This is a genomic window from Pseudomonas rhizosphaerae, assembly GCF_000761155.1.
In the GTDB taxonomy this organism is placed as follows: domain Bacteria; phylum Pseudomonadota; class Gammaproteobacteria; order Pseudomonadales; family Pseudomonadaceae; genus Aquipseudomonas; species Aquipseudomonas rhizosphaerae.
This window is the reverse complement of sequence record NZ_CP009533.1, coordinates 3,718,433-3,731,835: the sequence shown is the minus strand read 5'-3', so window position 1 is coordinate 3,731,835 and position 13,403 is coordinate 3,718,433. Positions and strand designations below refer to the sequence as shown.

Here is a 13,403-nt window from a genome sequence, read left to right as displayed (position 1 = left end):
ACGGCCAACCCCAACTGGCGCCTGGAATTCAGCCCAGGGCCGTTGTTCCAACCACCCTTCGCCTGGAGTTCGCTGGGCCTGATGATGCTGGCCGCAGCGATTGCCATTGGCTGCGCCGCGCTGGCGGTGCGTCTGGCTCAACGCCAGCTGTATGCACGCATCGAGGCCGACGCGCGGCAGCTCGAGCAACTGCTCGATGAGTTGTCCGGTGGCAAGGCGGTCAAGGCGTTCGGCCTGAGCCTGGCGCCCCTGAACGGCCTGGCACAGGGTCTGGCGCGGCTGTCCTTGCGCGAACGCACTGCGCACCCGACCGACAGCACTTCGGCTGCACCCGCGCCGGCGCCGGTATCGGACAACTGGACCAACCCGATCTTCCAGGACATCGACATGCTCGAGCTCGATGTCGCCGACCCTGTCGTCGAAGCAAGCGACCTGCCGCCAGCGCTGCCCCACGGTATCTTTCGCGCCTACGACATTCGCGGCATCGTCGGCAGCACCTTGAATGCCGATACGGCCTACTGGGTTGGCCGCGCCGTCGGCGCGCAAAGCCTGGCCATGGGCGAGGCCAACGTCAATGTCGGTCGCGACGGCCGTCTGTCCGGGCCTGAGCTGGTGCAGCCGCTGATCCAGGGCCTGGTCGACGCCGGCTGCCATGTCAGCGATGTCGGCCTAGTGCCGACACCGGCGCTGTACTACGCCAACCATGTGCTCACCGGCCGCTCCGGGGTCATGCTCACCGGCAGCCACAACCCGCCGGACTATAACGGTTTCAAAGTGGTGATCGCCGGCGACACGTTGGCCAACGAGCAGATCCTGGCCCTGCACCAGCGCCTGGTGCACAACGACCTCACCCAGGGCCAGGGCAGTGTGGAGAAGGTCGAGATCCTGGAGCGCTATGTGGCGCAGATCCGCGACGACATCGTCCTCACCCGCCGGCTCAAAGTCGTGGTCGATTGTGGCAACGGCGCCGGCGCCGTGGTGGCGCCGCAGCTGATCCAGACCTTGGGTTGCGAGGTCATCCCGCTGTTCTGCGAGGTCGACGGGCACTTCCCCAATCATCATCCGGACCCCAGCAAAGCCGCCAATCTGCAGGCGCTGATCGCCAAGGTCAGTGAAACGGGCGCCGACCTGGGCCTGGCCTTCGACGGCGACGCGGACCGTGTGGGCGTGGTGACCAACACCGGCCGCATCATCCATCCCGATCGCCTGCTGATGCTGTTCGCCCGCGATGTGCTGTCGCGCAACCCCGGCGCCGACGTGATCTACGACGTCAAATGCACCCGCCGCCTGGGCCCGCTGATCAAGGAACACGGCGGTCGCCCGGTGATGTGGAAGACCGGCCATTCCCTGATCAAGAAAGAAATGAAGCGCACGGGCGCGCTGGTGGCCGGGGAAATGAGCGGGCACATCTTCTTCAAGGAGCGCTGGTTCGGCTTCGACGACGGCATCTACAGTGCTGCACGCCTGCTGGAGATCCTCAGCCGGGAAAACCTCAGTGCCGAAGACGTGTTCGCGGCATTCGCCGACGACGTGTCCACGCCCGAGCTGAATATCCCAGTGACCGAAGACAACAAATTCAGCATCATCGACGCCCTGCACCACGGCGCTCAATGGGGTGACGCCCAGCTCACCCTCATCGACGGCGTGCGCGTGGACTACCCTAGAGGCTGGGGCCTGGTCCGTGCCTCCAACACCACCCCTGTGCTGGTGACGCGTTTCGAGGCCGAAGACGCCGAGGAACTCGAACGAATCCAGGGCGTCTTCCGTACCCAGCTGTTGAAAGTCGCACCTGATCTGCACCTACCGTTCTGACCACTTGTTTCACTGGAGCCCCGCATGACCCTCGAACGTGATGCCGCCACCAACGTCGCCAAGGTATTGTCCGAAGCGCTGCCCTATATCCGCCGCTTCGTCGGCAAGACCCTGGTGATCAAGTACGGCGGCAACGCGATGGAGAGCGAGGAGCTCAAGACCGGTTTCGCCCGTGACATCGTGCTGATGAAGGCTGTGGGCATCAACCCGGTGGTGGTGCACGGCGGTGGGCCGCAAATCGGCGACCTGCTCAAGCGCCTGTCCATCGAGAGCCATTTTGTCGATGGCATGCGCGTCACCGATGCCCAGACCATGGACGTCGTGGAGATGGTGCTGGGTGGCCAGGTGAACAAGGACATCGTCAACCTGATCAACCGCCACGGCGGCAGCGCCATCGGCCTGACCGGCAAGGACGCCGAACTGATTCGCGCGCGCAAGCTCACGGTGACTCGCCAGACCCCTGAGATGACCAAGCCGGAGATCATCGACATCGGTCACGTCGGGGAAGTCACCGGGGTCAATACCGACCTGTTGAACATGCTGGTCAACGGTGACTTCATCCCGGTGATCGCGCCCATCGGGGTGGGTCCGGATGGCGAGTCCTACAACATCAACGCCGACCTGGTGGCCGGCAAGGTGGCTGAGGCGCTCAAGGCCGAGAAGCTGATGCTGCTGACCAACATTGCCGGATTGATGGACAAGGAAGGCAACGTGCTGACCGGTCTGACCACCGAGCAGGTAGCCGGCCTGATTGCCGACGGCACCATCTACGGCGGCATGCTGCCCAAGATCCGTTGCGCACTGGAAGCGGTTCAGGGTGGCGTGACCACCTCGCACATCATCGACGGCCGCGTCCCCAACGCCGTGCTGCTGGAAATCTTCACCGACAGCGGCGTCGGCACCCTGATCAGCAACAAGAAGATCGGCTGACCCGACCGCGGTGCAGCAGACGCACCGCGCCCGCCGCCGACGCGGCTCGCGCCGCTGCTACAGAATTCCGATCCCCCGTAACAACGGAATTCGCAATCCCTTGTAGCAGCGGCGCAAGCCGCGTCCGGCCTCCCCGCGATGGCCAACTACAGAGTTCGCGATCCCTGTAGCAGCGGCGCGAGCCGCGTCGGCGGTGCATGCGGTGTTTCGGAAAAAACGCGGAAAGACCCGACGCAACTACAGCGGGGATTCGAGGACTTTGACCAATCGGGCTCGCTGCTGGGCGAACCCGGCGTCGGCTTCGCTACGTGTCTGCTGCAGCTTGGCGATTCGGGCCTGCAGTTCGGCAGTTTGGGCCTGCACATCACGCAACTGGTCGAGCATCGATGTCGACACCTCCTGACCCGCCCTTTCCTGCGCCGCTGCCTGCCCCTGCAGCGTCGCTTGCTGCCCCTGCAAGGTCTGCACGTTCGCCGTGGCCACGGCAATCAATGCGTCGATCTCCGCCCGGCGGCGAGCACTGACCTTGTCCAGCTCGTCCAACGATGGATAACGGTCGAGCAACTGCGCATCGGCCTGCGACTGCACTTCGGCCTGTTGCTTGAGGCGTATTTCTTCGGCCGTCGGCGCAGGCGGCACGGTTTGCACCACCCGACCGCTCTGGTTGAGCACCTGATAACCCTTGCCCACGTACTCCGGCGGTACACCCTGGCGATCCAGCACCGTCACGCCGCGGCTGTCGACATAGCGATAAAGCAGCATGCCCGGCGCCTCGGCAGCCATGACCGTGGCCGGCAGCACACCGAGCGCTGCGATCGCCAGCGCCCGCAAACGCACGTGATTAAATACCGTATTGCGCACGATAGGCTTCGACCGCCGGCAGGTGCTGCTTGAGCTGCGCATCGTCGGCAAGGAATTCCAGCACCTGGTTCAGCGAAACGATGCTGACCACCGGCACGCCGAAGTCACGTTCCACCTCCTGGATAGCCGACAGCTCGCCATTGCCGCGCTCCTGGCGATTGAGGGCGATCATCACCCCCGCCGCAGTCGCGCCCTGCTGCTGGATGATCTGCATGACTTCACGGATGGCGGTACCGGCGGTGATCACGTCGTCGATGATCAGCACGTTGCCGGCCAGCGGCGAGCCGACCAGGCTGCCACCTTCGCCGTGCGCCTTGGCTTCCTTGCGATTGAAGCACCAAGGCACGTCCAACTGATGCTTTTCGGCCAGTTGCACGGCAGTGGCGGCCGCCAGTGGAATACCCTTGTAGGCAGGGCCAAACAGCACGTCGAAGGCAATGCCGCTGTCAACGATGGCTGCGGCATAATAGCGCGCCAGTTCGGCCAGTGCGGCGCCGGTATTGAACAGGCCGGCATTGAAGAAATAAGGACTGGTACGCCCTGATTTCAGGGTAAATTCGCCGAAACGCAGAACGCCTCGATCAATTGCAAAACGAATGAAGTCGCGCTGATAGGCCTGCATCGAAAAAGTCCCGGATACCACGGATTTAGCTAATTAGGTAGAGCTCGGGTATCATACACGCACAAGATTTTTGGGGCCATGTATGCGGATCATCAGTGTGAACGTCAATGGTATTCAGGCGGCAGTCGAGCGCGGGTTGCTCAGTTGGCTGCAGGCCCAGAATGCCGACGTCATCTGCTTGCAGGACACCCGTGCTTCCGCCTTTGAACTGGACGACGCCGCCTTCCAACTGGACGGCTACTTCCTTTATGCGTGCGATGCAGAAGTTCCAGCCCAAGGCGGCGTGGCGCTGTATTCGCGGTTGCAACCCAAGGCGGTCATCAGTGGGCTGGGTTTCGAGACAGCCGACCGCTACGGGCGTTATCTGCAGGCAGATTTCGACAAGCTCAGTATTGCCACCCTGCTGTTGCCCTCGGGCATGAACGGCGATGAAGACTTGAACCAGAAGTTCAAGCTCATGGACGACTTCGGCAAGTACCTGGACAAGCAACGGCGCAAGCGTCGCGAATACATCTACTGTGGCTCGCTGTATGTTGCGCAGCAGAAACTCGACATCAAGAACTGGCGCGACAGCCAGCAGTCGCCCGGCTTCCTGGCGCCCGAGCGGGCCTGGATGGATGAAATCGTCGGCAACATGGGCTATGTCGATGCGCTGCGCGAAGTCAGCCGCGAAGGCGACCAGTACAGCTGGTGGCCCGACAACGAACAGGCCGAGATGCTCAACCTGGGCTGGCGCTTCGACTACCAGTTGCTGACCCCCGGCCTGCGGCGCTTCGTGCGCAGCGCGCGCCTGCCGCGCCAGCCACGCTTCTCCCAGCATGCGCCACTCATCGTGGACTACGACTGGACCCTGACGATCTGATCGCCAGGCACAAAAAAGCCGACCTTGCGAGGTCGGCTTTTTTGTGCCTGGCCGATGACCGCTCCCACGGGTACTGCTGATCCCCTTCGCAGGAGCGGTCGGTGGCCGCGAAAAAGGCACTGCGGTATTTCAGACAAACCGAGTGCCCATGGTTGCATCACTCGCCCAGGGCGACTTTCTGTAGGGCGAAGATCTCTTCCATGCCCTGCTGGGCCAGCGCCAGCATGGCGTTCAGCTCGGCGGGCTGGAACGGCGCGCCTTCGGCAGTGCCCTGCACTTCGATGAAGCCACCGGTGCTGGTCATCACCACGTTGAGGTCGGTCTCGGCGGCGGAGTCTTCCAGGTAGTCGAGGTCCAGGACCGGCTCGCCCTGGTACATGCCTACAGATACTGCGGCAATCATCTGCTTGAGCGGATCACCGCCCTTCAGGCCGCCGCGCTTCTTGACCATTTTCAAGGCATCGACCAACGCCACCATGGCACCGGTGATGGACGCGGTCCGCGTGCCACCGTCGGCCTGGATGACATCGCAGTCGACATACAGCGTGATGTCGCCCAGCTTGCTCATGTCGAGCGCAGCGCGCAGCGAGCGGCCGATCAGGCGCTGGATCTCCAGGGTGCGACCACCCTGCTTGCCACGGCTGGCTTCGCGCTGGTTACGATCGCCAGTGGCGCGTGGCAGCATGCCGTATTCGGCGGTCAACCAACCCTGGCCCTGTCCCTTGAGGAAGCGCGGCACGCCGTTTTCGACGCTGACGGTGCAGATCACCTTGGTGTCGCCGAACTCCACCAATACAGACCCTTCGGCGTGCTTGGTGTAGTTGCGAGTGATGCGAATCGAGCGGAGCTGATCGGCGGCGCGACCACTTGGACGTTTCATCGGGATACCTGTACTGGACACAAATCTGGCGGGCATTATAGGGCGTCCGACCATGAATTGCCCGTCCCGCTCCCGCAGGTCACGCCACCCTTGGGAGCCGACGCCAGGTTGCGCTACAATCCTGCGCCTCGATTCATCGTCCATCGCCTGCGAGGTTTCTCCCCCATGGTGCACAGCATGACCGCCTTCGCCCGTTGCGAACGAGCCGCGGCCCAAGGCACCCTGAGCTGGGAGCTGCGATCGGTCAACCATCGCTACCTCGAACCGCATCTGCGCCTGCCCGACGCCCTGCGCGACCTCGAAGGCTCGGTGCGCGAGGCACTGCGCCAGGGCCTGTCGCGCGGCAAGGTCGAATGCACCCTGCGCTACACCGAGGAAACCGGTGGCCAGCCCCTGCAGGTCGATCGCGAACGCGCCACCCAGCTGATCGCCGCCGCCGAAACCGTCGCCGCTTTGCTCAAGCAGCCTGCCCCCCTCAACCCGCTGGAAGTACTGGCCTGGCCCGGCGTGCTGGTGGCCGACGCCAGCGATCCGCAGGCGCTGAGCACGGCCGCGAACGAACTGTTCGCCCAGGCACTGGCCGAGCTCAAGGCCGGCCGCGTGCGCGAGGGCGCCGAACTGGCCCGGCTGATCAACGACCGGCTCGATGCCATGAGCAGCGAGGTCGCCACCTTGCGCAGCCTGGTGCCGCAGATGCTCAGCGTCCAGCGACAGAAGATTCTCGACCGCTGCGCCGACCTGCAGGCCGAACTCGACCCGCAGCGCCTGGAGCAGGAAATGGTCCTGCTGGCGCAGAAAAGCGACGTGGCCGAAGAGCTCGACCGCCTCGCCACCCATGTCACCGAAGTGCGGCGCGTGCTCAAGGCCGGCGGTGCCGCCGGCCGGCGCCTGGATTTCCTCATGCAGGAACTCAACCGCGAAGCCAACACCCTGGGCTCCAAAGCCTTCGACCCACGCAGTACGCAGGCTGCCGTCAACCTCAAGGTGTTGATCGAGCAGATGCGTGAACAAGTGCAGAACATTGAGTAAGGCCATCCCTTCATGAACCACAGCACCGGCACCCTTTACATCGTTTCGGCGCCTTCGGGCGCGGGCAAGACCAGCCTGGTCAAGGCCCTGATCGACGCCCAGCCTTCCATTCGCGTCTCGGTCTCGCACACCACCCGCGCCATGCGTCCGGGCGAGGTGTGTGGCGTGAACTACCACTTCGTCGACCGCGAAACCTTCATCGACATGATCGGCCATGGCGACTTCCTGGAGCAGGCCGAGGTGTTCGGCAATCTCTACGGCACCTCCCAGAGCCACCTGCAGCAGACCCTCGACGAAGGCCACGACCTGATCCTGGAAATCGACTGGCAAGGTGCCGAGCAAGTACGTCGATTGATGCCCGGCGCGCGCTCGATCTTCATCTTGCCGCCGTCGCAACTGGCACTGCGCCAGCGCCTGACCAACCGCGGCACCGACAGCGACGAGATCATCGAGACGCGGATGCGCGAGGCGGTCAGCGAGATGAGCCACTACGTGGAATACGATTACCTGATCATCAACGACGACTTCGCTTCGGCCCTGGAAGACCTCAAGGCGGTGTTTCGCGCCAACCGTCTTCAGCAGCAGGCGCAGCAGCAAAGGCACGGCAATTTGCTGGCCGAACTGCTTGCCTGAAAACAAAGCTTCCCTAAACGCTGGTGTTTTTTTAAACTATCGAGTCCGCTCGCCCGTCCGGGCTGCGCGCATAATTGCATTTGCTACGAGGAAGACCATGGCCCGCGTAACCGTTGAAGACTGCCTAGAACACGTGGATAACCGTTTCGAGCTGGTCATGCTCTCCACCAAACGTGCTCGCCAACTGGCGACCGGCGGCAAAGAGCCGAAAGTGGCGTGGGAAAATGACAAGCCTACCGTGGTAGCCCTGCGTGAAATCGCTGAAGGCCTGATCGACTATGCTGCTATCGCTGAAGCTGAAATCGTTGAAGACGAACCCCTTTTCGCAGCGTTCGAAGACGAGGCCAACGAGGCCGTCTAAGTCCATGCCTGGTCGACGCTGTACGGCGCGAGGTTCTATCCCACATCGGCAGGAGGTCTCCCCTTGCCGAGCATAGACGCCCTCGCCGATCGCTTGTCGACCTACCTCGGCAAGGAACAGGTGAATCTGGTCCGCCGGGCGTATTTCTACGCCGAACAAGCTCACGACGGTCAACGCCGTCGCAGCGGTGAAGCCTACGTCACCCACCCGCTGGCGGTGGCAGGCATTCTCGCCGACATGCACATGGACCATCAGAGCCTGATGGCGGCCATGCTGCACGATGTGATCGAAGACACCGGTATCGCCAAGGAAGCACTCAGTGCCCAGTTCGGCGAAACCGTGGCCGATCTGGTCGACGGGGTCAGCAAGCTGACCCAGATGAACTTCGAGACCAAGGCCGAGGCCCAGGCGGAAAACTTCCAGAAGATGGCCATGGCCATGGCCCGGGACATCCGCGTGATCCTGGTCAAGCTGGCCGACCGCCTGCACAACATGCGCACCCTCGAAGTGCTGTCCGGCGAAAAACGTCGACGCATCGCCAAGGAAACCCTGGAAATCTACGCACCCATCGCCAATCGGCTGGGCATGCACAACGTGCGCGTCGAATTCGAGGACCTGGGCTTCAAGGCCATGTACCCGATGCGCTCGGCGCGCATCTACCAGGCGGTCAAGCGTGCCCGCGGCAATCGCAAGGAACTGGTCAACAAGATCGAGCATTCCCTGGCCCATTGCCTTTCGGTGGACGGTATCGAGGGCGATGTCAGCGGTCGCCAGAAGCACATCTACGGTATCTACAAGAAGATGCGCGGCAAGCGCCGTGCCTTCAACGAGATCATGGACGTGTACGCCTTCCGCATCGTGGTCGACAAGGTCGACACCTGCTACCGCGTGCTCGGCGCCGTGCACAACCTGTACAAGCCCCTGCCCGGTCGCTTCAAGGACTACATAGCGATCCCCAAGGCCAACGGCTACCAGTCACTGCACACCACCTTGTTCGGCATGCACGGCGTGCCCATCGAAATCCAGATCCGCACCCGCGAAATGGAAGAGATGGCCAACAACGGCATCGCTGCCCACTGGCTGTACAAGTCCAGCGACGACGAACAGCCCAAGGGCACCCATGCCCGTGCCCGCCAGTGGGTCAAGGGTGTGCTGGAAATGCAGCAACGTGCCGGCAACTCACTGGAATTCATCGAAAGCGTGAAGATCGACCTGTTTCCGGACGAGGTCTACGTGTTCACGCCCAAGGGCCGCATCATGGAGCTGCCCAAGGGGTCCACGGCGGTGGACTTCGCCTATGCGGTGCATACCGACGTGGGCAACAGCTGCATCGCCTGCCGCATCAACCGGCGCCTGGCACCGCTGTCCGAGCCGCTGCAGAGCGGCTCGACGGTGGAGATCGTCAGCGCGCCCGGCGCACGGCCCAACCCGGCCTGGCTCAACTTCGTGGTCACCGGCAAGGCCCGCACGCACATTCGCCATGCCCTCAAGCTGCAACGCCGCTCCGAATCGGTGAACCTGGGCGAACGCCTGCTGAACAAGGTCCTCAACGGTTTCGACAGCGCCCTGGACAAGATCCCCGCCGAGCGCATCCAGGCCATGCTGGCCGAGTACCGCCTGGAACTCATCGAGGACCTGCTCGAAGACATCGGCCTGGGTAACCGCATGGCCTATGTGGTGGCGCGACGCCTGCTGGCCACCGATGGCGGCGAGCAACTGCCCAGCCCCGAGGGGCCGCTGGCCATTCGCGGGACCGAGGGCCTGGTGCTCAGTTATGCCAAGTGCTGCACGCCCATCCCCGGCGACCCGATCGTGGGGCACCTGTCGGCGGGCAAGGGCATGGTGGTTCACCTGGAAAACTGCCGCAACATCAGCGAGATTCGCCACAACCCGGAAAAATGCATCCAGCTGGGCTGGGCCAAGGACGTCACGGGCGAGTTCAACGTCGAACTGCGCGTGGAACTCGAGCACCAGCGCGGCCTGATCGCATTGCTGGCCAGCAGCGTCAACGCGGCCGACGGCAACATCGAGAAAATCAGCATGGACGAACGCGATGGCCGCATCAGCGTGGTCCAGTTGGTGGTCAGTGTGCACGACCGTGTGCACCTGGCCCGCGTGATCAAGAAACTGCGCGCCCTGGCTGGCGTCACCCGCCTCACGCGCGTGCGTGCCTGAGGCGCGGAACCCTCATTCAAAGGAGCTGTTCATGACCAAGACCGTAATCACCAGCGACAAGGCACCGGCTGCCATCGGCCCCTATTCCCAGGCCATCAAGGCTGGCAATACCGTCTACATGTCTGGCCAGATTCCCCTGGACCCTGCCACCATGGAACTGGTCGAAGGCTTCGAAGCCCAGACCGTGCAGGTGTTCGAGAACCTTAAGTCGGTCGCCGAGGCAGCCGGTGGTTCGTTCAAGGACATCGTCAAGCTCAACATCTTCCTGACCGACCTGAGCCATTTCGCCACGGTCAACGAAGTGATGAGCCGTTACTTCCAGCAGCCTTATCCTGCCCGTGCCGCCATTGGCGTCGCTGCCCTGCCCAAGGGCGCGCAGGTTGAAATGGACGCTATCCTGGTCATCGAATAAGCCGCCTCGCGCGCTGCAGCCACTGCCTGCAGCGCCATTCGCCAGCAAGGACTTCCTTCATGCGTCACGCCCTCGCCCTATCCCTGGCCGCCCTGCTTCTGGGTGGCTGCGCCAGCCACGAAAACGTCGACCCCAACGGCGTCTGGATCAATCAGAAAGCCATCGATGCCGCCGCCAAGGGCGCAAGCCTGCGCCAGGCATTGTTGGCTAACGGTCCGACACTGGAATGGTCGATCGACACCGTGGCCGGCCAGGCTCGATTCAGCAACGGTTTCGAAGAGGGCGAAGGCAAGCTGTTGCCCCAGGCCGATGGTGAGTTCAAGGTGGACTTCTACGACAACGGCGAAGACACCCTGAAGATCGACGGCGATACCTTGCAGCAGGCCGCGAGCGAAAACACCCCGATGCAGACGTTCAGCAAGTCGGCCACGCCAGCGCGCGCGGACACCCCAGTGGGTGCGACCTTCGAGCAGGCGCTGTACACCGCCTACATGGGCGGCGACTGGAAGGTCGTCGAAGGCCCAGGCCAGGGCGGCGTGGCGCACTTCCTGCCCGATGGCCGCATCGATGGCCTGGCCGGCCTGGACCGGTACGCGCTATGCCTGGCCGGGGACTGTGCAGCCATGAGCGGCGAGTTCGACAGCCTGTGGCTGGAACAGCAACAGCGCGGCAACGCCTTCATCTTCCGGCGCAATGGCAATCAGCTGGAAATCCTGCAGGCGCTCAACCAGGCACTGGACGACGAGATGCCCAACCTGGTGCCTGGCACCCGGCGCTGGTTGCTCAGCAAGTAGCACCGGGACGAGGCAAGGCTACCGGCTCAGCAAGGCCGCGTACCCCTCTCGATAGGTGGGGTATTGCGGCGTCCAACCCAGAGCGCGTGCGCGCGCATTGCTGCAGCGCTTGGAACCGGTGCGGCGGATGCTCTGGGTCTGCGAGCGCTGAGTGACACCCAGGTACGTGCGCAGCCAATCCACCACCTCGTGCAACGGGGCCGGAGCGTCGTCGACGCCTATGTAGCACTCATCCAGCCCGACGCCCCGAGCATCCGCCTCTAGCAGAAACGTCAAAAGCCCTGCTGCATCGTCGGCATGAATGCGGTTGCCGTACAACGGTGGCTGCGACGCGACCTGATACCCCTCGCGTACCTGGCCGGCCAGCCGCTCACGGCCGGGACCATAGATACCAGTGAGGCGCACGATGGTCGCCGGCACGGGAGCGCCCAGTGCCAGTTGCTCGGCCTTGCGCATCAGTTTCCCGGAAAACCCAATCGGCGCTACCGTCGAAGTTTCATCGACCCACTCCCCTTCGCTCTGTCCATACACGCTGCTGCTGGACACGAAGACGATTCGCCTGGGTGCCTGCCGATTGTCTGCCAACCAGTCCAATACGTGGCGCAAGCCGTCGACGTAGGCGGCCTGATAACCCTGCTCGTCATGCTGCGTGGCCGCCACGCAATACAGCAGGTAGTCCAGCGGCTCCTGTGGCCAGGCGGCAGGGCATTGCGCCTGATGCAGGTCGGCTGCGACGCCGAGCACGCCGGTGGGCAGTTGCTCGATGTGTCGGCGCAGACCGTGCACGCGCCAGTTCAGTGCCAACAAGCGGCGTGCAACGCGACTGCCGATATCGCCGCAACCGGCAATCAATACAGTGGGTGAGGTCATGCGCAAGGCTCCTGAAAGTCAGGCGTCGAGCCTACCCTTACCCAAGGTTTTGCGGCCAGCGGTATTAAAAAAGTTACATTATTACTTTTGCTAACAAGAATTACTTGCAATAATGCGCCCCCAATCTGTTCTCGGTCTTTCGAGGCCTTGAAGAACGTGCCCCCTTTTCTTTCTCTTCTCAGGTCCGGCCAGCATGATTCGCAAACACCCTTCCGCTTCGCCAAACCAGCCACGCGCATGGCGCGCCATTGCCGCGTTGTTGCTGGGCCTGGCCATCGCCCCGCTGACATTCGCCGACGCCACTGCGCCGAGCAATGCACCGGCGTCGACTGCGACCGCAGCCCCCGTACAAGCCGCGCCGGCTTCCCAGCCTGCCGCCACTGCTGCACCGGGCGCCGAGCAGACGGCACCGGTGCCTGCCGAGCAGGCGCTGGCCGAAGACACCACCCTGGGCATGGGTCACGACCTGTCGCCCTGGGGCATGTACCAGAATGCGGACATCGTGGTGAAGGCCGTGATGATCGGCCTGGCAATCGCCTCGATCATCACCTGGACCATCTGGATCGCCAAGGGCTTCGAGCTGCTGGGCGCCAAGCGTCGTCTGAAGGGTGAAATCGCCGCGCTGAAGAAAGCCGCCAACCTCAAGCAGGCGAGCGAAACCGCTACGCGCAAAGGCACCCTGGCCAACCTGCTGGTGCACGACGCGCTCGAAGAAATGCACCTGTCGGCCAACGCCCGCGAACGTGAAGGCATCAAGGAGCGGGTCAGCTTCCGTCTCGAGCGCCTGGTCGCCGCCTGCGGTCGCAACATGAGCATGGGCACCGGCGTGCTGGCCACCATCGGTTCCACCGCCCCCTTCGTCGGCCTGTTCGGCACCGTCTGGGGCATCATGAACAGCTTCATCGGCATCGCCAAGACCCAGACCACCAACCTGGCCGTGGTCGCCCCCGGCATCGCCGAAGCCCTGCTCGCCACGGCCCTGGGCCTGGTGGCGGCCATTCCTGCGGTGGTCATCTACAACGTCTTCGCCCGTTCCATCGCCGGCTACAAGGCGCAGGTATCGGACGCTTCGGCCCAGGTGCTGCTGCTGGTCAGCCGCGACCTCGACCACCAGCCAGGCGAGCGCGCAGCTCAGCCGCAGATGGTCAAGGTGGGCTGACCT

General features: G+C 63.4%; 14 protein-coding genes. 10 read left to right on the top strand and 4 right to left on the bottom strand.

Annotated elements, in window-relative coordinates; all coding sequences use genetic code 11:
• Nucleotides 1–387 precede the first annotated feature (387 nt).
• On the top strand, nt 388–1,812 hold the full coding sequence (locus LT40_RS16525) for a phosphomannomutase/phosphoglucomutase (RefSeq protein ID WP_237749333.1): 1,425 nt from the start codon (nt 388–390) through the stop codon (nt 1,810–1,812).
• A 24-nt stretch (nt 1,813–1,836) separates the two neighbouring features.
• Entirely contained in the window at nt 1,837–2,742 is a 906-nt protein-coding gene (gene argB / locus LT40_RS16520) for an acetylglutamate kinase (RefSeq protein ID WP_043192190.1), read from the top strand.
• A gap of 237 nt (nt 2,743–2,979) precedes the next feature.
• On the opposite strand, the gene LT40_RS16515 is transcribed toward argB, so the two are convergent.
• Together LT40_RS16515 and pyrE are read right to left on the bottom strand one after the other, a co-directional pair.
• Entirely contained in the window at nt 2,980–3,525 is a 546-nt protein-coding gene (locus LT40_RS16515) for a DUF4124 domain-containing protein (RefSeq protein ID WP_148308622.1), read from the bottom strand.
• Between the two features lie 58 nt (nt 3,526–3,583).
• Nucleotides 3,584–4,225 (bottom strand): orotate phosphoribosyltransferase, encoded by a 642-nt coding sequence (pyrE, locus tag LT40_RS16510; protein WP_043192188.1) that lies wholly within the window; start codon nt 4,223–4,225, stop codon nt 3,584–3,586.
• An 82-nt stretch (nt 4,226–4,307) separates the two neighbouring features.
• Between pyrE and LT40_RS16505 the strand changes: the two genes are divergently transcribed.
• Nucleotides 4,308–5,087: an exodeoxyribonuclease III gene (locus LT40_RS16505; RefSeq protein WP_043192186.1), complete on the top strand. Its 780-nt coding sequence runs from the start codon at nt 4,308–4,310 to the stop codon at nt 5,085–5,087.
• A gap of 157 nt (nt 5,088–5,244) precedes the next feature.
• Here the strand turns inward: LT40_RS16505 and rph are convergent, their stop codons facing one another.
• Nucleotides 5,245–5,967, bottom strand: coding sequence for a ribonuclease PH (rph, locus tag LT40_RS16500; protein ID WP_043192184.1), 723 nt, complete (start codon nt 5,965–5,967; stop codon nt 5,245–5,247).
• Between the two features lie 165 nt (nt 5,968–6,132).
• Here rph and LT40_RS16495 point away from each other — a divergent pair, with 165 nt between their 5' ends.
• The 6 genes from LT40_RS16495 to LT40_RS16470 all read left to right on the top strand — a co-directional run bounded on the left by LT40_RS16495 (nt 6,133) and on the right by LT40_RS16470 (nt 11,371).
• A complete protein-coding gene (locus tag LT40_RS16495) occupies nt 6,133–6,996 on the top strand; it encodes a YicC/YloC family endoribonuclease (RefSeq protein WP_043192183.1) in 864 nt (287 codons plus the stop codon).
• A 12-nt stretch (nt 6,997–7,008) separates the two neighbouring features.
• Nucleotides 7,009–7,629 carry a guanylate kinase gene (gene gmk, locus LT40_RS16490; protein WP_043192180.1) on the top strand — a complete coding sequence of 207 codons (621 nt, stop codon included), beginning with the start codon at nt 7,009–7,011 and terminating at the stop codon, nt 7,627–7,629.
• Between the two features lie 97 nt (nt 7,630–7,726).
• Nucleotides 7,727–7,990: a DNA-directed RNA polymerase subunit omega gene (rpoZ, locus tag LT40_RS16485; protein ID WP_043192179.1), complete on the top strand. Its 264-nt coding sequence runs from the start codon at nt 7,727–7,729 to the stop codon at nt 7,988–7,990.
• A 63-nt stretch (nt 7,991–8,053) separates the two neighbouring features.
• The gene (gene spoT, locus LT40_RS16480; protein WP_043192178.1) at nt 8,054–10,165 is read left to right on the top strand and encodes a bifunctional GTP diphosphokinase/guanosine-3',5'-bis pyrophosphate 3'-pyrophosphohydrolase; all 2,112 of its coding nucleotides are present in this window, start codon (nt 8,054–8,056) and stop codon (nt 10,163–10,165) included.
• Nucleotides 10,166–10,196: 31 nt separating this feature from the next.
• Nucleotides 10,197–10,577: a RidA family protein gene (locus tag LT40_RS16475; protein WP_043192177.1), complete on the top strand. Its 381-nt coding sequence runs from the start codon at nt 10,197–10,199 to the stop codon at nt 10,575–10,577.
• Nucleotides 10,578–10,636: 59 nt separating this feature from the next.
• Nucleotides 10,637–11,371 carry a hypothetical protein gene (locus LT40_RS16470; RefSeq protein ID WP_043192176.1) on the top strand — a complete coding sequence of 245 codons (735 nt, stop codon included), beginning with the start codon at nt 10,637–10,639 and terminating at the stop codon, nt 11,369–11,371.
• Between the two features lie 18 nt (nt 11,372–11,389).
• Here the strand turns inward: LT40_RS16470 and LT40_RS16465 are convergent, their stop codons facing one another.
• The gene (locus LT40_RS16465) at nt 11,390–12,241 is read right to left on the bottom strand and encodes an SDR family oxidoreductase (protein WP_043192174.1); all 852 of its coding nucleotides are present in this window, start codon (nt 12,239–12,241) and stop codon (nt 11,390–11,392) included.
• A 193-nt stretch (nt 12,242–12,434) separates the two neighbouring features.
• Between LT40_RS16465 and exbB the strand changes: the two genes are divergently transcribed.
• Nucleotides 12,435–13,400 (top strand): tonB-system energizer ExbB, encoded by a 966-nt coding sequence (exbB, locus tag LT40_RS16460; RefSeq protein WP_043192172.1) that lies wholly within the window; start codon nt 12,435–12,437, stop codon nt 13,398–13,400.
• The last annotated feature ends 3 nt before the right edge of the window (nt 13,401–13,403 follow it).